We start from the raw sequence: 17,397 nt of genomic DNA on the forward strand, positions 1-17,397 counted from the left end.
GCTCCCCGGGGTGAGGTCGGTACCACACTACTCAACGACTTTGGTCGAGCCCTGCGTCGACCGACGGCCGTATCGGTCGGCCGGCTGACCCAGGCACGGTACGGGCACATCCCCGTAGCGCTGCCGAGGAGTTCTCATGCTGGCCGAGCCTGACCCCGCCGCCACCGAGCCAGCCGAACCTGCCGCCGCCAGCCGCGCCACCGCCCTCCCGCTGCGCCGCAGACTCCTGCCGGTGATCGCGTTGCTGCTGCTCGCTCCGTGGGCGGCGGAGTGCTCCTGGGGTGGCTTCGCCATCGACGACTTCCTACCCGTGCTGATCTTCCTGGGTCCGATGTACGGCGGGGCGGCGATCCTGATCCGGGAGACCGCCCGGCACCTCGGCGCGGGGTGGCCGTCGATCGTGCTGCTCGCCGCCGCGTTCGGTGTGCTCCAGGCCGGGCTTGTCGACCAGTCGCTGTTCAACCCCGGCTTTTTGAATGACACCCAGTACGCCGACACCCGTGCCGCAGCCGAGGCGACGCTGGTGCCGGGGCTCGGGTTCAGTCTCCGGCAGGCGTTCGACTACGTGGGCAACCACATCCTGCTGACCATCTGCGCGCCGATCGTGTTCGTCGAGTCCTTCCTCGGCGCGAAACGGCGGCTTCGGCCGTGGCTCGGCCGTTCCGGTCTCGCCGTGGTCGGCGTGATCTATCTGCTCGGCAGTCTGCTGATCTTCTCCGACAGCAGCGGTCGGAAGGATTTCCTAGCCGGTCCGCTTCAGTTGGCCTCCGCGACAGCGCTGGTTCTCGCACTTGTCGCAGCGGCGCTGCTGCCCCGCTGGCGCCGCCGCGAACCGCGCCGGGTCCGTCGGGTGCCGCACCCTCTCTGGGTGGGGCTGCTTGTCGTTCTCGTCCGCTTCGGCGCCGACCTGACGCCTGGCTGGCCGGGGGTGGTCATCGCGCTCTCGCTCGCCGGCGTTGTAGGAGGGCTCATCGCGTACTTGTCGTCGGGCAGCGGCTGGGGTCAGCGGCACGTGCTCACGGCCGGCACAGCGGGTCTGGTGAGCGCCGCCGCGTTCGCGTACCTGGTGCCGCCGTACTCCCCGGCCAGCCCGGTGGCGGCCCTGGCGGGCGACGTCGCGGTCACCGTCGTCACCGCGGCCCTGGTCGTCGGCGCCTGGTGGCGTCTGCGCCGCGCTTCGCCGGCTGTTCACGCAAGCGCAAGCTGATGCTCCCCAACGGGTGTCAGCCTCCGTGCGGGTACGACCTAACGGAGGAAGTCCTTGACACTCAGAAGAGCATTCACCGCGCTCACCGCAGCCGGTGTCGCCGCCGCCAGCCTGACCGGGGCCACCCCCGCTTCGGCCGGCGGACACCACCCGTCGCTCGCCTTCGACCGGGTCGCCACGTACCCGGTGTTCCAGAACCGCCCGGCCGGAGAGGACCCGGCGACCGCGACTGTCGCCGAGATCTCGGCGGTGAGCGAGGACGGCCGCACCCTCATCCACACCGACGCGCTGGCCCGGCGCATCGGCTTCCTGGACATCTCCCGTGCCGACCGGCCGCGCGGCCTCGGCACGCTCTCCCTGGCACAACTCGGCGACGCCGAGGACGAACCCACCTCGGTGGCATCGGTCGGCAGGTACGTGCTGGTGGTGGTGAATACCAGCAGCAGCTACACCGAGCCGTCCGGCCGCCTCGACGTGATCGAGTTGACCAGCCGCAAGCGGGTGGCCAGCTTCGACCTCGGTGGTCAGCCCGACTCGATCGCGATCAGCAAGGACAAGCGCTACGCCGCCATCGCGATCGAGAACGAGCGCGACGAGGAGGCCACCCCACCCGGCGGCGAGGAGGGCGACCTGCCGCAGGCGCCTGCCGGTTTCGTGCAGATCGTCGACCTGACCGGGAAGTCCCCGTCCGCGTGGCGGCTGCGCCCTGTCGCGTTGACCGGCGCCGACGGGAGCGCGCTGCCCGCCCTGGTCCAGGCCGGGCTCGCCGCGCCGACCGACCCGGAGCCCGAGTACGTCTCGATCAACAGCCGGAACCAGTTGGCCGTGACGCTCCAGGAGAACAACGGCGTCGCCCTCATCGACCTGCCTACCGGCCGGATCACCACGGTGTTCAGCGCCGGCACCGCCACGATCAGCGGGATCGACACCAAGAAGGACGGTGTCATCGACCTGACCGGCAGCAGCACCGACGTGCCGCGCGAGCCCGACGCGGTGGCCTGGGTCGACGACCGTTACCTCGCCACAGCCAACGAGGGCGACTGGCACGGGGGCACCCGAGGCTGGTCGATCTTCGACAGCCGTACCGGGCGTGTCGCCTGGGACGCCGGCAACACCTTCGAGCGGCTCGCCGTCACGTACGGGCTGCACAACGAGGATCGGGCCGGCAAGAAGGGCACCGAGCCGGAGGGTGTGGCCGTCGCCGAGTACGACGGCGTGCGGTACGCGTTCGTCGGCTCGGAGCGCAGCAACTTCGTCGCCGTCTACGACCTGGGCAACCCCACGAAGCCGGTGTTCAAGCAGGTGCTCCCGACCACCAACGGGCCGGAGGGGCTGCTGCCCATCCCGTCGCGGGGTCTGCTCGCGGTCTCCAGCGAGGAGGACGACGCCTCGGTCAACGTCCGCGCCTCGGTGTCGCTCTTCCATCTCGGCAAGGGCACCCCGGCGTTCCCGAGCATCGTCTCCGCCTCGGACAGCTCGGGTGCCCCGATCGGCTGGGGCGCGCTCGGCGCGTTGAGCGCGGTGCCGGGGAAGCGGGACCAGCTCTACAGCGTCACCGACGCCGCGTACAGCCAGACCCGGATCCTCACGATCGACGCGAAGCGCACGCCTGCGGTGATCACCGGCGCGCTGCCGGCGCGGGACGCGGCCGGCACACCTGTCGGGTACGACGCGGAGGGCATCTTCGCCCGCCCGCAGGGCGGTTTCTGGCTCGCCGTCGAGGGTGCCAAGGGCGCGGAGAACAAGCTGGTCCGGCTCGACGCGGCCGGGGTGACCCGGCAGACCGTCGCGCTGCCCGCCGAGGTCGCCGCCGGGCTCGGCAAGCAGGGTCTGGAGGGCGTCACCGCCACCACCGACCGGCAGGGTCGGGAGATCGTCTGGGTGGCCGTACAGCGGGAGCTGAGCACCGACCCGACCGGCATCGTCCGGCTGGGCCGCTACGACGTCACCGCGGGCACCTGGAGCTGGTTCGGATACCAGCTCGACGCCACCACGGTGCCGGGCGACTGGATGGGCCTCTCCGAGATCACCGTGGTCGGTGACCGGCTCGCGGTCATCGAGCGGGACAAGCTGAACGGCCCGGCCGCCACGGTCAAGCGGATCTACACGGTGCCGCTGCCGGGCGCGGCGACGACCGGCCCGCTGACCGTGCTGCCGAAGACGCTCGCCGTCGACGTGCTGCCCGCGCTGCGCGCCACAAACGGCTGGACCCAGGAGAAGCTTGAGGGCCTGACCGTGGCCGGCAACGGCGAGGTGTACGCGATCACCGACAACGACGCGGTGCAGGACGCCACCGGCGAGACGGTGTTCCTCCGGCTCGGCTCCAGCCGGAAGGTCTTCGGCCACCGCTGATCCGATTGCCGCCCGACGCCCACCTGCGCAGGGGTGGGCGTCGGGCCGGCCGCACATCTACCCCTGGCTGAGCGTCGGTCGCGAACCGTGACCACACGCCGACCCTGCCACCCCCTGCACCCATCCTTTGCTCTGCTTCAACGGACGCAACAGACACGCGCCGTGACCGCCGATCCGACCGCCCCACCCTCGGTGGACAGCAAAGCGGCAGGTAGGCCGAGTGTTTCGTCTATTGAAGCAGAGCAAAGGGGTTGAGCAGTCCTGCCGGCCGCACCGAGAGGCATCACGTTGAGTGGCCGACCTCGACCTGCCGCCCCGACACGAAGCGTCACCACGAACACGCGGACGCCGGGCGTGCGTCCGCGTGTTCGAACGGCTGACTCGGCTCCTGGACGCAGACTTCAGCGCGCGGGCAGTTCCGGGCCGCCGTCGAGCAGCGGGGCGAGCAGGTCGCCGTACTCCTCGACCCGGTCCAGGACCTCGGCGGCGGTGAACTGGCGGACGGCCGGCTTCCGGCCACGGGCGCCGGCCTCGACCTCGTCCCAGGTCAGCGGCGTCGACACCGACGGCACCGACTGTGCCCGCAACGAGTACGGCGCGACAGTGGTCTTCGCCGCGTTGTTCTGACTCCAGTCGATGAAGACCTTCCCCGGGCGCAGGTTCTTCGCCATCTTCGACACGATCAGCTTCGGGTGGGCCTGCTCCAACTCCTGGGCGATCCGCCGGGCATAGGCGGAGACGTCGTCGGAGGACTGGGTGCCGGCGATCGGGCAGCAGAGCTGCATGCCCTTCTTGCCGGAGGTCTTCGGGTACGACTCGATGCCGTCGTCGGCGAGCCGGTCGCGCATCAGCACCGCCACCGGGCAGCACTCGGCGAGCCCGGCCGGTGGCCCCGGGTCCAGGTCGACAACCATCATGTCCGGGTGCTCGCCGACCTTCCACTGCGGCGTGTGCAGCTCAAGCGCGGCCAGGTTGGCAAGCCACACCAGGGTGGGCAGGTCGTCGGCGACCACGTAGTCGATGGTCTCCCGGCCCTTCGTCGACCCGGGCGCGGGCAGGTTCTCCACCCGCACCCAGTCCGGGGTCGCGGCCGGCGTGTTCTTCTCGAAGAACGACTTGTCGTCCACCCCGTTGGGAAAGCGGATCCGGGTCACCGGCCGGTCCCGCAGGTGCGGCAGCAGCACCGGGGAGATGCGGGTGTAGTAGTCGATCACCTCACCCTTTGTGAAACCGGCCGCCGGGTAGAGCACCTTGTCCAGGTTGGAAAGCTCGAGCGGGCGACCCTCGACGTCCACCCGTAGCCGTTCAGCCGGCATCGTCGACCTCCTCCGGAGGTTTGTCCGGGCGCAACCGCAGCACCCGGGGGAAGCGCAGCCGGCCATCGGGGGTGCGCTGGCCGTACTTCACCTCCACCACCACCCGGGGTGCTACCCAGATCGCCCCCCGGGCATCCTCGCGGGGCACACCTGGTGCGAACGGTGACCCACCGGAGCGCAGCGGCTCCAACTCGGCGAGGAGCTGCCGCTCGATGGCCGCGCCGATCCCGCCGCCGACCCGCCCCCGGTAGATCAACGTGCCGTCCGGGCCGGGCACGCCGACCAGCAGCCCGCCGATCCGCCGCGCGCCCGGTCGCCAGCCGCCGATGACGAAGTCGCCGGTCACCTCCAACTTGACCTTCACCCAGTCCGGTGAGCGCACCCCCGGGCGGTAGACGGCACCGACCCGCTTGGCCATCACGCCTTCCAGACCGTGCTCGCCGGCCGCGTCGTAGGTGGCCGGGCCGTCGGCGAAGACCGGCGGCACCGCCCACCGGGGGCCGCCGAGGGCGAGCGCGTCCAGGGCCTGCCGGCGGCGCTCGTACGGCCAGCCGGTCAGGTCGTCCCCGCGCAGCCGCAGCAGGTCGAAGATCATGTACGTCACCGGCATGACCGCCGCCAACCGGGCCGCCTTGTTCCGGTCCCGCACGTGCATCCGCTCGGCCAGCGCGGTGAACGACGGCTGTCCGCTCTCGCCGAGCAGCACCACCTCGCCGTCGAGCAGCGCGTCGTCGACCTGCTCGGGCAGGGTGGCCAATTCCGGGTACGCGGCGGTGATCTCGACGCCGGATCGGGCATACAGGTGCTGACCGCCACCGGAGATGTCGGCCAGGGCGCGGACGCCGTCCCACTTGAACTCGTACGCCCAGCCGTCACCCGCCGGGAGCGGCCCGGTCATCGCGAGCATCGGCTTGAGCGGCGCGCCGGGCACGACCCGACTGTAGTAGCAGGCCGAACACCTCGCGTCCGGTTCTTTCGGATGCGAGCATTGTCGATACCGGGGAAGGGAGCGCAGGATGCGTGCCATCTGGAAGGGAGCCGTGTCGTTCGGGCTCGTCTCGATCGGGGTGAAGCTCTACTCCGCGACCGAGGAGAAGGACATCCGGTTCCACCAGGTGCACCGGGAGGACGGCGGCCGGATCCGCTACAAGCGCACCTGCTCGGTCTGCGGCGAGGAGGTCACCTACGACGACATCGCCAAGGGCTACGACATCGGCGGCGGCGAGATGGTGATCCTCACCGACGAGGACTTCGCCGACCTGCCGCTGACCAGCTCCCGTGCGATCGACGTGTTGGAGTTCGTGCCGGCCGAGCAGGTCGACCCGATCCTCTACAACAAGGCGTACTTCCTGGAGCCGGAGGGCACCGCCACCAAGCCGTACGTGCTGCTGCGCGACGCGTTGATCGACTCGGAGCGGGTGGCCATCGTCAAGGTGGCGCTGCGCCAGCGGGAGCAGCTCGCCACCCTGCGGGTGCGCGAGGGTGTGCTGCTGCTCAACACGATGCTCTGGCCGGACGAGATCCGTACGCCGGACTTCGGTTTCCTCGACGAGGACCTCAAGGTGCGCCCGCCCGAGCTGGCGATGGCCAGCTCACTTATCGACTCGATGACCGGCGAGTTCGAGCCGGACGTGTTCACCGACGACTACCGGGCCGCGTTGCAGGAGGTCATCGACGCGAAGGTGGAGGGCCGGGAGGTCGTCCAGCCGGAGGAGGTCGAGGAGGCCCCGGCCGCGGCGGTGGACCTGATGGCCGCGCTGAAGGCCTCGGTGGAGCGGGCCAAGGCGGCCCGCGGCGAGGAACCCACCCGTGGCGGTGGTGGTGGTGGTGAGCCGACACCCATCTCGTCGGCCCGGTCGGCGCAGAAGGCGGCGGAGAAGAAGGCCGCGGAGAAGAAGGCCGCCAAGGCCCCCGCGAAGAAGACGGCGGCGAAGAAGACGGCAGAGCCGGCGAAGAAGACCGCCGCCAAGAAGACCCCCGCGAAGAAGGCGGAGCCGGCGAAGAAGACGGCCGCCCGCAAGAGCGCACCCCGCAAGAGCGCCTGACCGGTACGGCAGCGACGGCGGTGTCCGGCGGGCCGGGTACGCTCCGCCGGCCGTTGGCCACCGGAGGAGCCCTCATGCCGTACACCCCTGACCTGGACCGGTTGTTGACGCCCGGCACCCGCTTCACCGACCAGCACGGCGCGTACCTGATCGAGGTCCATCCGGTGGGCGACGTCGTGCTGCCCACCGGCCAGGTGGTCGGGTGTGACCCGCTGGTGTGCCCGGAGGCCGAGCCGTTCACCGTCACAGTGGCCCCGGGGCGTTATCCGGCCCGCGCCTGGGTGGCAGTGGTGCTCCGGGAGGACGCCGAGGTGGACCGGCGCGTGGCCGCACTGGAGCTTGTCGTCTCCGCCGAACCCACCGCCCGGTGGGAGCCGGCCGTCGCGGGCGACCAGGACATCGCCACGCTCGGCGCGGACGACTACTTCGGCTACGGGGTCGACTCCGGAGCCGGCACCCTCGCCGACCCGACAGCGCTCGCCGCGCTCGAAGGCTGGGACGAGGACCGGATCGAAGAGGTCTTCATCCCCGCCGAGCTGCCCGCCTCGCCGGTGCGCGGGTTGATCACCGCCGTCCTGGACGAGGCCAGCGGCGCCAACGTCGTCACAGTGGCCACCGGTTGGGGCGACGGCTGCTACGGCACCTGGATCGGGCGTACCGCCGATGGCCGGGTCACCTCGTTCGTGACCGACTTCATGGTCGTTCCGGGATAACCGCCCGGGACGGCACCGGAACTGCCGCGCTGGGCGATCCGAGGCGTCCGCGGCGGGCACGGTGGGCCGTGGTGCGGGTACCGTGTGCGTCGGCTTTCCCCCCGGCACCGGGTGCCGGCCACACTTCGCAGCAGGGAGTCGACGACGTGAGCGAGCGGACGCAGCAGAACCGGTCGGCGGACCAGGACCAGAGCCCGGCGACCAAGTCGGGGCGCCGGCTGGCCGCCCAGTTGGCGGCGAAGAAGGCCGCCGACGCGAGGCGCCGCCGGAACGCGTGGCTCAGCGGCATCGCCGCCGTCGTCGTGGCCGGGGGGTTGATCGCCGTCTTCGTGACGATCGGCGGTGGCGAGGACAAGTCCAAGAACCAGGCCGACGCGACCCCGTCGGCGTCAGTGCCGGCCCCCGACGGTCCCGACGCCGCCGCGCCCCCCGCTCCGCAGCTCCCCGAGGGCGCCGACCCGGCGCTGGGCAGCAAGCCGACGGTGCAGCCGGGCACTGGTGAGCTCACGAAGCTCGCCGTCACCCCGCTGATCAAGGGCACCGGCCCGGCCGTGAAGAAGGGCCAGAACATCACCACCAACTACGTGGGGGTGTTCTTCAAGGACGGCAAGGAGTTCGACTCCTCCTGGAAGGGCGGGCAGCCGGCCATCTTCCCGATCGGCGTGGGCCAGGTCATCCCCGGTTGGGACCAGGGCCTGGTCGGGGTGACAGTGGGCAGCCGGGTGCAGCTCGACATCCCGACGGACCTGGCGTTCGGCAAGGACGCCGCGAGCAAGGGTCAGCCGGAGGGCCCGCTGCGCTTCGTGGTGGACGTGCTCGCCGCCCAGTGACCTGTCCGGATCGCCCCGGTTGTCGCCGGGCCGCGATGGAGTTGTTCACATGGGGCTTCCGGCCCGTCACCTAGCGGCAGTAGGTTCGGCGTCACCCCGGGCGGTTCGCCGCCCGGGGTGATCATCCGTAACCGGACGCGGAGGTGCAGATGACGGCGCTGGACGAGGCTGGACGGGCGGCCCGGGTGATGTGGGCCTACTTCGAGCCGGTGCACGCGGTCACCTACCTGCACCCCCGCGCCCGCGCCGCGTACGAGGCGGTCGGTCTGCGTGGTTACTGGCGCGGTTACTTCGCCGGCCGGGCCGCGCCGCTGGGCGCGACCGAGGCGGCCCCGGTGACCGCCGCCTTCTTCAGCTTCGCGCCGCACATGGTGGCGCGCGCGCTGCCGGCGGTGTGGCGGTTGGCCACCCCGCCGGAGGCGCTGCGGGCCCGCCTGACCGGTGCCGTGCAGGGGCTCGCGGAGCTGACCTACGAGCTGCCGGAGTCGCACCTGGCCGAGGCCGCCGACCTGCTGGAGCGGGCCGCCTCGGCGGCGCAGACCGCCGGCCGGGTGCTCGGCGCGGCCAACGCGGCACTGCCGGTCGGGGAATATCCGCTGGCCCGGCTCTGGCAGGCCGCCACCACGCTGCGCGAACACCGGGGGGACGGGCACGTGGCGGCGCTGGTGGCCGCCGGCCTGGACCCGGTGGAGACGCTCACCTGGCGGGTCGCCCGGGACGGTTCACATCCGCAGTACCTGCTGGGTCGGGGTTGGTCCGAGGAGCACTGGCACGCCGCCCGCGAGCGGCTCACCCAGCGGGGTTGGCTGACCGCGGACGGCGCGACCACCGACCGTTCGGAGGCCGGGTTCCAGGCCATCGAGGACGCCACCGACCGGGCGGCTGCCCACCCGTGGCAGGCGCTCGGCGCCGACGGCACGGACCGGCTCCGGGAGCTGTTGGAGCCGATCGCCCGGTCCGGTCACACGCTGACCGCGGCCGGCGGCCCGCTCGTCCTGCCCGCGCTTCCCGGCTGACCGGGCGCCCGCCGATCGGGCAGGATGGGCTCGTGGCAGATGCGGTGGTCTTCGACCTGGACGGCGTGATCGTGGATTCCGAGCCGGTGTGGGAGGAGGTCCGCCGGGCGTACGTGGCAGCGCACGGCGGGACGTGGCAGCCCGACACGCAACGTCGGCTGATGGGGATGAGCACCGGCGAGTGGGCCCACTATCTCAGCGGCGAGCTGGGCGTTGACCGCACCGCCGAGCAGGTCGCCGTCGAGGTGGTCGAGGAGATGACCCGCCGCTACCGGGACCACGTACCCCTCATCGACGGTGCCGACCAGGTGGTGCGGCGACTGGCCGCGCGGTGGCCGCTGGGGTTGGCCAGCTCGTCGCCGACCCGGCTGATCGAGGCGGCGCTGGCCGCCACCGGCCTGACCGACGCGTTCGGCGCGACCCTCTCCACCGAGCAGACCGAGCGGGGCAAGCCGGCACCCGACGTCTACCTGAGCGTCGCCCAGCGCCTCGGCGTCGATCCGGCCCGCTGTGTGGCGGTGGAGGACTCGTCGAACGGGGTGCGTTCGGCCGCGGCGGCGGGGATGCGGGTGGTGGCGGTGCCGCACGGTTCGTACCCGCTCGATCCGGACGCCGCCGGGCTCGCCGTGGTGACAGTGGGTGCGATCGGGGAGCTGACCCCGGAGCTGGTGGAGAGCCTGGGTTGACGCCGCCCCGGCGGGGTAGAGACCACTGATGAAAGGTAGCGACCACAGATGAAAGCGATCGTGTACGAGCAGACCGGCGACCCTTCGGTCCTGAAGCTTGTCGATCGGCCGGTACCCGAGCCGGGGGCTGGCGAGGTGCTGGTCCGGATGGCGGTGTCGGGGGTCAACCCGACCGACTGGAAGTCGCGGCGCTCCTTCACGCCGAAGGGCTGGCAGATTCCCGGGCAGGACGGCGCGGGAGTGGTGGAGGCGGTCGGCGCGGGGGTCGACCCTGATCTGATCGGTGAGCGCGTCTGGATCTGGGAGGCCGCCTGGCAGCGGCCGTGGGGCACGGCAGCGGAATACACGCTGGTGCCGGTCCGGCAGGCGGTCCGCCTCGGTGACGCACCGTTCGAGCTGGGCGCCGCCCTGGGCATTCCGTTCCTCACCGCGCACCGCTGTCTGACCGCCGGCGAATTCATGCCGGACACCCTGCGCCCCGGTGCGCTCGCCGACCACACGGTGCTGGTGCAGGGCGGGGCGGGCGCGGTCGGCAACGCCGCGATCCAGCTCGCCCGCTGGGCCGACGCCACGGTGATCGCCACGGTGAGCAGTGCCGAGAAGGCGCAGCTCGCGGCGGCGGCCGGCGCTTCCTTCGTGATCAATTACCGGGAGCAGGACGTGGTCGAGGAGGTCCGCAAGATCGCTCCCGACGGGGTGCACACGATCGTGGAGGTAGCCCCGGCCCACAACGCCGCGATCGACGCGCAGGTGCTGCGGCACGGCGGCGCGGTCTGCATGTACGCCGACGACGGCGGCGACGAGGTGACCATTCCGATCCGGGCGATGATGGTGCCGAACGCCCGGTGGCAGTTCGTGCTTGTCTACACCGAGCCGAAGGCGGCCAAGGCGCAGGGCGTCAAGGACGTGGCGGCGGCGGCCAGCCAGGGCGCTCTTCGGGTCGGCGTCGACGCTGGCCTGCCGCTGCACCAGTACGCCCTGGCCGAGGCGGCAGCGGCGCACCAGGCGGTGGAGGACGCGACGGTGGGCAAGGTGCTCATCACCACAAGCGACGCCTAATCGGGTCGCTGCACACCTGATTTCCCCGTCATCAGGACAGAGGCGAACAAGTTTCGCAACAATGATTCTGCGGGTCGCCCCGCGTGGAACGGGCGGCCCCGGCGCGGTGCGAACGCCGGGGCCGCCCCCTGCGGAGGAATGTCGAGCGGCACTTCACCCCGCCCGGCGACAGTGCCGGGGAAAACGTTACGGCGCTGTCAGCTCCCGGACAGTCAGGTCACCCTCGGCGTACCGCGAACGGACGACCTTCTTGTCGAACTTGCCCACGCTCGTCTTCGGCACCGAGTCGATGAACGCCCACCGCTCCGGCAACTGCCAGCGGGCCACCGAGCCGGCCAGGAAGTCCCGCAGCTCCTCGGCGGTCACCGAGACGCCCTCCCGGAGCACCACGGTGGCCAGCGGCCGCTCGTCCCACCGCTCGTCCGGCACGCCCACCACGCACGCCTCCAGCACCGCCGGGTGCCCCATCAGCGCATTTTCCAGCTCGACCGAGGAAATCCACTCACCGCCGGACTTGATCACGTCCTTGGCGCGGTCGGTGAGCGTGATGTAGCCGTCCGGCGAGAGGGTGCCCACATCCCCGGTACGCAGCCAGCCGTCCCGGAACTTCTCCTCGTCCGGAGCGTCGTCACCGACGTACCGCGCGGTCACCCACGGACCCCTGACCTCCAGCTCGCCCACGGCCTTGCCGTCGGCGGGCAGCGGCTCGCCGGCCGGGCCGACGATCCGCGCCCGCACCCCCGCCGGCACCCGCCCCTGCGTGTAGCGGTACCGCCACGCCTGTTCGCCGGTCGCGCCGGCCGGCGGACGCGAGACCGACCCCAGCGGGGACATCTCGGTCATCCCCCAGGCGTGGATGACGTCGATCCCGTGCCGCTCGTCGAACGCGTGCATCAGCGCCGGCGGGCAGGCCGAGCCGCCGACGATCACCTCGGTGAGTGAGGACGTGTCCACGTCGTGGGTGTCCAGGTAGGCAAGCAGGTCCGTCCAGATGGTGGGGACCGCACCGGCCAGGGTGGGCCGCTCGGCGGCGACCATCTCGGCGATCGGCGCGGCCTGCAGAAACCGGTCCGGCATGATCAGCGACGCGCCGGACAGGAAGGCCGCGTACGGCAGACCCCACGACATGGCGTGGAACATCGGCACGATGGCCAACTCCCGGTCGGTCGGGGCCAGCCCGAACCCCTCCGGCATGCAGACCTGCAACGAGTGCAGGTAGATGGAGCGGTGCGAGTAGGCCACACCCTTCGGGTTGCCGGTGGTGCCGGAGGTGTAGCAGAGCGCCGCGGCGTCCCGCTCGTCCACCTCGGGCCAGTCGTACACCTCGGGCCGGTCGGCGAGCAGCGCGTCCCAGTGGTGCACGGTGATCCGGTCACCGGCCGCCGCCACCAGTGGCGACGGGTCGCCGCCACCGACCACCACCACGTGCCGCACCGTGTCCAACTCACCGATCACCCGGGCCAGCAGCGGGATGAGCGTGCTGTCGACGAGCACCACCCGGTCCTCGGCGTGGTTGGCGATGTAGACGACCTGGTCAGGGAAGAGCCGGATGTTGAGCGTGTGCAGCACCGCGCCCATGCTCGGCACCGCGAAGTAGGCGACCAGGTGCTCGTTGTTGTTCCACATGAAGGTGGCGACCCGCTCGTCGCCGGTCACCCCGCAGTCGTCGCGCAGCGCGTGTGCCAGCCGGGCGGCGGTGCGGCCCACCTCGGCGTACGTCATCCGGCGGGGCTCGGCACCGGTCCAGGTGACCACCTCGGCGGAGCCGTGCACCTGGGCGCCGTGGTCGAGGATCCGGGAGACCTGCAGCGGGGCGTCCATCATCGTGCTACGCATGGGTAACAAGCTAGTGTCGGCGGTCACACCTTGGGAACCCCCGTACATTGTCGCAGGTGAGCATTTCCTGGGCCGACTCGTACGTGGGGCAGTTGCGCGCGCTCGCCGGTGACCGGACGCTGATGTTCGTCGGCGCCCGCGCCGTGGTCAGCGACAACGCCGGGCGCATCCTGCTGATCCGACGCTCCGACAACGGCCAGTGGGCCATGCCGGCCGGGGCGATGGAGTTGGGCGAGTCGATCGCCGACTGCGCGGTACGTGAGGTCCGCGAGGAGACCGGGCTGCGGGCGCTGCGGGTGTGCGCGTTCGCCCTCTACACCGGCCCCGACCGGACCAACACCAACATGTACGGGCACACGTACCAGGTCTTCACCACGGCGTTCCGGGTGGAGGAGTGGGACGGGGAGTTGGTCCGGGTCACCGACGAGACCACCGACGCCGGCTTCTTCCCCCGCGACCGGTTCCCCACCCCGCTCTCCGCGTCGGTCACCGAGACCCTCGCCGACCTGGACGTCTTCGAGCAGACCAACCGGCTCATCCTCAAGTAGGTCGGCCCCGGGGTCACCGACCCCGGGGCCGCGCCTCACTGCGGGTGGCGCATCTCCGCGAAGAACCCCTCCTGGATCCAGTTCGGGTACGCGACAGGCAGCTTGCTCACCTCGTCGAGTTCGGCGAGGTCCTGCGCGGTGAGCGTGAGGTCCGAGGCGGCGATGTTGTCCACAAGTTGCTCCTGCTTGCGGGCCCCGACGATCACGCTGGTCACGGCCGGCCGGGACAGCAGCCAGGCGACCGCCACCCGGGCCGGGCTGACCTCGTGCCGCTCGGCGACGCCCTTGAGCACGTCGACCACGCCGAAGGCGGTGTCGGGGTCGAACGGCGTGAAGCTGGAGTAGCCCGGCTGGGCGCTACGGGCGCCACTGTCGGCGACGACGCCGTCCCGGCTCACCTTGCCGGAGAGGAAACCACCGGCGAGCGGGCTCCACACGGTCAGCCCGACGTTGGCGTCGAGCGCCATCGGCACCACGTCGCGCTCGACGTCCCGGCCCAGCAGGGAGTAGTACTCCTGCACCGAGACGAACCCGGCGAGCTTCTCCCGGGCGGAGATGCCGAGCGCCTTGGCCAGCTGCCACGCCGCGAAGTTGGCGGCCCCGACGTAGCGGACCTTGCCCTGCCGGACCGCGTCGTCGAGCGCGCGAAGCATCTCCTCCATGGGAGTGACCTGGTCGAAGTTGTGGATCTGGTACAGGTCGATGTGATCGGTGCCGAGCCGGCGCAGGCTGTCCTCCAGGTTCTGCATGATGTGCAGCCGGGAGGTGCCGACGTCGTTCGGGCCGGGGCCGGTCCGCGAGTGCACCTTGGTGGCCAGCACGACGTCGCGACGCCGCTTGCCGAGCGCCTTGCCGAGCAGTTCCTCGCTCTCGCCGTCGCTGTAGCCGTCGGCGGTGTCGACGAAGTTGACCCCGGCGTCCAGCGCGGTGTCGACAAGCCGCTGCACGTCGGGCAGCGCCAGCGCGCCGAGGGTGCCCCAGAGCGGGTGCCCGCTGCCGCCGAAGGTCATCGCGCCGAGCGAGATCTCCGAGACGTACACCCCGGTGGTGCCCAGCAGTCGGTACTTCACGTGTATTGCTCCTCGTGGTGGGTCGGAGGCCGAGGTCGGGCACTCCGTGGTCACTATGTCGGACACTGTGTCCGGCAACGAGCGTACGTCGCCCACCCGACCCCCGGCCACCTAGGATTCCGGCTATGCCCTCGATCACCCGCCGCCGTCCGCACAACCCCGACGGGCGCGCGGCCGTCGAAGCGCGGGTGCTGGCGGCCACCGAGCGGCTGCTGAAGGAGGGCGTCCGCTTCACCGACCTCGGCGTACAGCGGATCGCCGCCGAGGCCGGCGTGGCCCGGTCGACCTTCTACACCCACTTCCGGGACAAGAGCGAGCTGCTCATGCGCCTCGCCGGCACCATGCGGGAGACCTCGTTCGACCGCACCGGCGAATGGGACCCGGCCGGCCCCGGCAACCCGCTCGATCGGCTGACCGAGGCCTTCGCCGACGTGATCCGGATATACCGGACGTACGCCCCGGTGCTGGCCGCGGTCAGCGAGGTCGCCGCGTACGACGAGGTGATCCGGGAGTACTGGGCCGCCGGGCTGGAACGGTTCGTGAACCGCACCGCTGACGCGCTCCGGATCGAGCAGCAGGCCGGGCGTACCCCGCCCGACCTGGACGTGACGACGGCCAGCCGGTTGATCGTGATCGGCGGCGACCGCTTCCTGGCCGACCACGTCAGCACCACCGCGGCCGACCCCGACACCGACGCGGCGGCCGCCCGGGAGTTGGCAGCGACCTGGTGGTACGGCGCCTACCGCCGCCCCGCCTGACCACCGACCGCCTTGATCGACTCCGACTCCGGGAAGTCGGGGCATCCTGTGGTCCGGACACCCCGACCTCACCGACCCCGGGTCGAGCACGCCGGCTGGCGCGTCGTTCCACCCGACGACCTGCTCAGATCATCGTCTGGGACTTGGCCTCCATGTCGGCGGCGGCCTCCTCCTTGGACTCGCGGGTGAGCGGCTTGCCACCCGGGGCCGGGGCCTCCCCGCCGAGCGGGTCGGCACCACCGGTGGCACCCTGCGGGCCGGCACCCCGAAGCTGCGTGTTGGGCAGCGTCAGGGTGACCACCACCGCCACGATCGCGATCAGGCCGGCGGTCAGGAAGACCATGTCCAGCGCGTCGACGAAGGCGCCCTGGATGGCGGCGCGCACCGGCCCCGGCAGGGCCAGGATGGTCGCCGGATCGTTGATCGAGATGTTGGTGCCGCCGCTCGCCGCCACCGCGGCCCGCTCCTGCGGCGGAAGCTGCGCGATCGCACCGGGCAGCCGGTCGCCGAGGCCGCTGGCCAGCCGGGACGAGAGCACAGTGCCGAGGATCGCCACTCCGAACGAACCACCGAGCGACCGGAAGAAGGTCGCCGAGGAGGTGCCGGCGCCCAGGTCACGGATGGAGACCGCGTTCTGCACTGCCAGGATCAGCGACTGCATACACAGACCCAGCCCGACACCGATCACCACCATGAACCCGAACGCCACCCAGAGGGAGGTGCTCACCTCCAGTCGGGTGAACAGGAACATGCCGACCAGCAGGGTCACCGAGCCGGCCACCGGGAACCACTTGTACCTGCCGATCCGGGTCATCGCGCGACCGGTCAGGATCGAGGTGATGATGATGCCGGCCATCATCGGCAGCATCAGCAGACCGCTCTGGGTCGGCGAGGCGCCCTTGACGATCTGCAGGTACAACGGGATGAAGATGATCGAACCGAACATCACCAGACCGATGATGAGCAACGCCGAGTTGGCCAGGGCGAAGGTGGCGCTGCGGAACAGCCGCAGCGGCAGGATCGGCTCGGCCACCCGGGCCTCCTGGAGGACGAAGAGCACCCCCAGCACCGCACCGACGACGAAGAGCGTGATGATCACACCCGATCCCCAGGCGTACTCGTTGCCACCCCAGCTCAGCGCGAGCAGCAACGAACTCACCCCGGCGACCAACAGCCCGGCACCGAGCCAGTCGATCGAGTGGTCCCGGCGTTCGAACGGGATCAGCCGCATCACGTGGTAACAGACCACGATGGCGAGGATCGCCAGCGGCACGTTGATGTAGAAGATCCACCGCCAGTCGGTCTCCGCGAAATATCCGCCGACAAGCGGCCCGGCCACCGACGAGATCCCGAACACCGCGCCGAAGAGTCCCTGGTAGCGCCCCCGCTCCCGGGGTGACACCACGTCCGAGATGATGGTGAACGCGAGCGTCAGCAGACCGCCGGCACCGAGGCCCTGGATGCCCCGGGTGACGATCAGCTGGGTCATGTTCTGGGACAACCCGGCCAGCAACGAGCCGACCAGGAACGTGCCGATCGAGAAGAGGAAGACCGGGCGGCGCCCGTACAGGTCGGCCATCTTGCCGTACAGCGGCGTCGACGCCGTCGAGGCGAGCAGGTACGCGGTGACCACCCACGAGTAGTGGTTGATCCCGCCCAACTCCCCGACGATTGTCGGCAGGGCCGTACCGACGATTGTCTGGTCGAGTGCGGCCAACAGCATGCCGGTCATCAGGCCGAGCATGAGCAGCCGGATCTGCTGACGATTCAGCACCGGCGCGGCGGAGGCTTCGGTGGTCATGTGGCCTTCTATCCCGCACGCCGCAGAACATGCGCCCAACCCCCAAAAAACCCCCTCCCACCCCCACCCCCGCCCCTCCCCGCCCACTCCGGGCCCCCTCCCAACCCCGCCCGCCGTGGAGATGTAGTTTTTTGCCCGGGACGCCCCGGGCGGGGGGCGG

15 protein-coding genes are annotated in these 17,397 nt (G+C 71.2%); 10 read left to right on the plus strand and 5 right to left on the minus strand.

Features of this window, described 5'->3' with window-relative positions:
* Positions 1 to 136 precede the first annotated feature (136 nt).
* Positions 137 to 1,207 carry a hypothetical protein gene (locus tag AB0B85_RS02745; protein WP_357402820.1) on the plus strand — a complete coding sequence of 357 codons (1,071 nt, stop codon included), beginning with the start codon at positions 137 to 139 and terminating at the stop codon, positions 1,205 to 1,207.
* 54 nt (positions 1,208 to 1,261) lie between these two features.
* On the plus strand, positions 1,262 to 3,559 hold the full coding sequence (locus AB0B85_RS02750) for an esterase-like activity of phytase family protein (RefSeq protein WP_357402822.1): 2,298 nt from the start codon (positions 1,262 to 1,264) through the stop codon (positions 3,557 to 3,559).
* A gap of 401 nt (positions 3,560 to 3,960) precedes the next feature.
* Here the strand turns inward: AB0B85_RS02750 and ligD (AB0B85_RS02755) are convergent, their stop codons facing one another.
* Both ligD (AB0B85_RS02755) and ligD (AB0B85_RS02760) read right to left on the minus strand, forming a co-directional pair.
* Entirely contained in the window at positions 3,961 to 4,875 is a 915-nt protein-coding gene (gene ligD / locus AB0B85_RS02755) for a non-homologous end-joining DNA ligase (protein ID WP_357402825.1), read from the minus strand.
* Complete coding sequence (gene ligD / locus AB0B85_RS02760) at positions 4,865 to 5,806, minus strand: non-homologous end-joining DNA ligase (RefSeq protein WP_357402827.1); 942 nt, start codon at positions 5,804 to 5,806, stop codon at positions 4,865 to 4,867. The genes ligD (AB0B85_RS02755) and ligD (AB0B85_RS02760) overlap by 11 nt, the downstream gene beginning before the upstream one ends.
* Positions 5,807 to 5,891: 85 nt before the next feature.
* Between ligD (AB0B85_RS02760) and AB0B85_RS02765 the strand changes: the two genes are divergently transcribed.
* The 6 genes from AB0B85_RS02765 (at position 5,892) to AB0B85_RS02790 (ending at position 11,224) form a co-directional block, all read left to right on the plus strand.
* Positions 5,892 to 6,920 carry a Ku protein gene (locus AB0B85_RS02765; RefSeq protein WP_357402829.1) on the plus strand — a complete coding sequence of 343 codons (1,029 nt, stop codon included), beginning with the start codon at positions 5,892 to 5,894 and terminating at the stop codon, positions 6,918 to 6,920.
* Positions 6,921 to 6,994: 74 nt separating this feature from the next.
* Positions 6,995 to 7,633: a DUF4241 domain-containing protein gene (locus AB0B85_RS02770; protein WP_357402831.1), complete on the plus strand. Its 639-nt coding sequence runs from the start codon at positions 6,995 to 6,997 to the stop codon at positions 7,631 to 7,633.
* 146 nt (positions 7,634 to 7,779) lie between these two features.
* On the plus strand, positions 7,780 to 8,463 hold the full coding sequence (locus AB0B85_RS02775) for an FKBP-type peptidyl-prolyl cis-trans isomerase (protein ID WP_357402833.1): 684 nt from the start codon (positions 7,780 to 7,782) through the stop codon (positions 8,461 to 8,463).
* Positions 8,464 to 8,651: 188 nt separating this feature from the next.
* Positions 8,652 to 9,479 (plus strand): hypothetical protein, encoded by an 828-nt coding sequence (locus AB0B85_RS02780; protein ID WP_357402860.1) that lies wholly within the window; start codon positions 8,652 to 8,654, stop codon positions 9,477 to 9,479.
* The gene (locus AB0B85_RS02785; protein WP_357402862.1) at positions 9,476 to 10,165 is read left to right on the plus strand and encodes an HAD family phosphatase; all 690 of its coding nucleotides are present in this window, start codon (positions 9,476 to 9,478) and stop codon (positions 10,163 to 10,165) included. The genes AB0B85_RS02780 and AB0B85_RS02785 overlap by 4 nt, the downstream gene beginning before the upstream one ends.
* A 48-nt stretch (positions 10,166 to 10,213) precedes the next feature.
* Positions 10,214 to 11,224: an NADPH:quinone reductase gene (locus tag AB0B85_RS02790; RefSeq protein ID WP_357402835.1), complete on the plus strand. Its 1,011-nt coding sequence runs from the start codon at positions 10,214 to 10,216 to the stop codon at positions 11,222 to 11,224.
* A gap of 186 nt (positions 11,225 to 11,410) precedes the next feature.
* On the opposite strand, the gene AB0B85_RS02795 is transcribed toward AB0B85_RS02790, so the two are convergent.
* Positions 11,411 to 13,060, minus strand: coding sequence for a fatty acid--CoA ligase (locus AB0B85_RS02795; RefSeq protein ID WP_357402837.1), 1,650 nt, complete (start codon positions 13,058 to 13,060; stop codon positions 11,411 to 11,413).
* Positions 13,061 to 13,116: 56 nt separating this feature from the next.
* Between AB0B85_RS02795 and AB0B85_RS02800 the strand changes: the two genes are divergently transcribed.
* Positions 13,117 to 13,608 (plus strand): NUDIX domain-containing protein, encoded by a 492-nt coding sequence (locus AB0B85_RS02800; RefSeq protein ID WP_357402840.1) that lies wholly within the window; start codon positions 13,117 to 13,119, stop codon positions 13,606 to 13,608.
* Between the two features lie 35 nt (positions 13,609 to 13,643).
* Here AB0B85_RS02800 and AB0B85_RS02805 read toward each other — a convergent pair whose 3' ends face one another.
* Positions 13,644 to 14,678, minus strand: coding sequence for an aldo/keto reductase (locus AB0B85_RS02805; RefSeq protein WP_357402842.1), 1,035 nt, complete (start codon positions 14,676 to 14,678; stop codon positions 13,644 to 13,646).
* Between the two features lie 125 nt (positions 14,679 to 14,803).
* Between AB0B85_RS02805 and AB0B85_RS02810 the strand changes: the two genes are divergently transcribed.
* Positions 14,804 to 15,436 carry a TetR/AcrR family transcriptional regulator gene (locus AB0B85_RS02810; RefSeq protein WP_357402844.1) on the plus strand — a complete coding sequence of 211 codons (633 nt, stop codon included), beginning with the start codon at positions 14,804 to 14,806 and terminating at the stop codon, positions 15,434 to 15,436.
* 124 nt (positions 15,437 to 15,560) lie between these two features.
* On the opposite strand, the gene AB0B85_RS02815 is transcribed toward AB0B85_RS02810, so the two are convergent.
* Positions 15,561 to 17,237: an MDR family MFS transporter gene (locus AB0B85_RS02815; RefSeq protein WP_357402846.1), complete on the minus strand. Its 1,677-nt coding sequence runs from the start codon at positions 17,235 to 17,237 to the stop codon at positions 15,561 to 15,563.
* Between the last annotated feature and the right edge of the window lie 160 nt (positions 17,238 to 17,397).

The organism is Micromonospora sp. NPDC049044 (assembly GCF_040649215.1).
Classification (GTDB): domain Bacteria; phylum Actinomycetota; class Actinomycetes; order Mycobacteriales; family Micromonosporaceae; genus Micromonospora.

What these genes read in the sequence shown, in the direction of transcription:
- AB0B85_RS02810 (WP_357402844.1), top strand. Translation starts at nt 14,804, where the DNA reads ATGCCCTCGATCACCCGCCGCCGTCCGCACAACCCCGACGGGCGCGCG.
- AB0B85_RS02815 (WP_357402846.1), bottom strand. Translation starts at nt 17,237, where the DNA reads ATGACCACCGAAGCCTCCGCCGCGCCGGTGCTGAATCGTCAGCAGATC.
- AB0B85_RS02770 (WP_357402831.1), top strand. Translation starts at nt 6,995, where the DNA reads ATGCCGTACACCCCTGACCTGGACCGGTTGTTGACGCCCGGCACCCGC.
- AB0B85_RS02795 (WP_357402837.1), bottom strand. Translation starts at nt 13,060, where the DNA reads ATGCGTAGCACGATGATGGACGCCCCGCTGCAGGTCTCCCGGATCCTC.
- AB0B85_RS02745 (WP_357402820.1), top strand. Translation starts at nt 137, where the DNA reads ATGCTGGCCGAGCCTGACCCCGCCGCCACCGAGCCAGCCGAACCTGCC.
- AB0B85_RS02780 (WP_357402860.1), top strand. Translation starts at nt 8,652, where the DNA reads ATGTGGGCCTACTTCGAGCCGGTGCACGCGGTCACCTACCTGCACCCC.
- ligD (WP_357402825.1), bottom strand. Translation starts at nt 4,875, where the DNA reads ATGCCGGCTGAACGGCTACGGGTGGACGTCGAGGGTCGCCCGCTCGAG.
- AB0B85_RS02790 (WP_357402835.1), top strand. Translation starts at nt 10,214, where the DNA reads ATGAAAGCGATCGTGTACGAGCAGACCGGCGACCCTTCGGTCCTGAAG.
- AB0B85_RS02765 (WP_357402829.1), top strand. Translation starts at nt 5,892, where the DNA reads ATGCGTGCCATCTGGAAGGGAGCCGTGTCGTTCGGGCTCGTCTCGATC.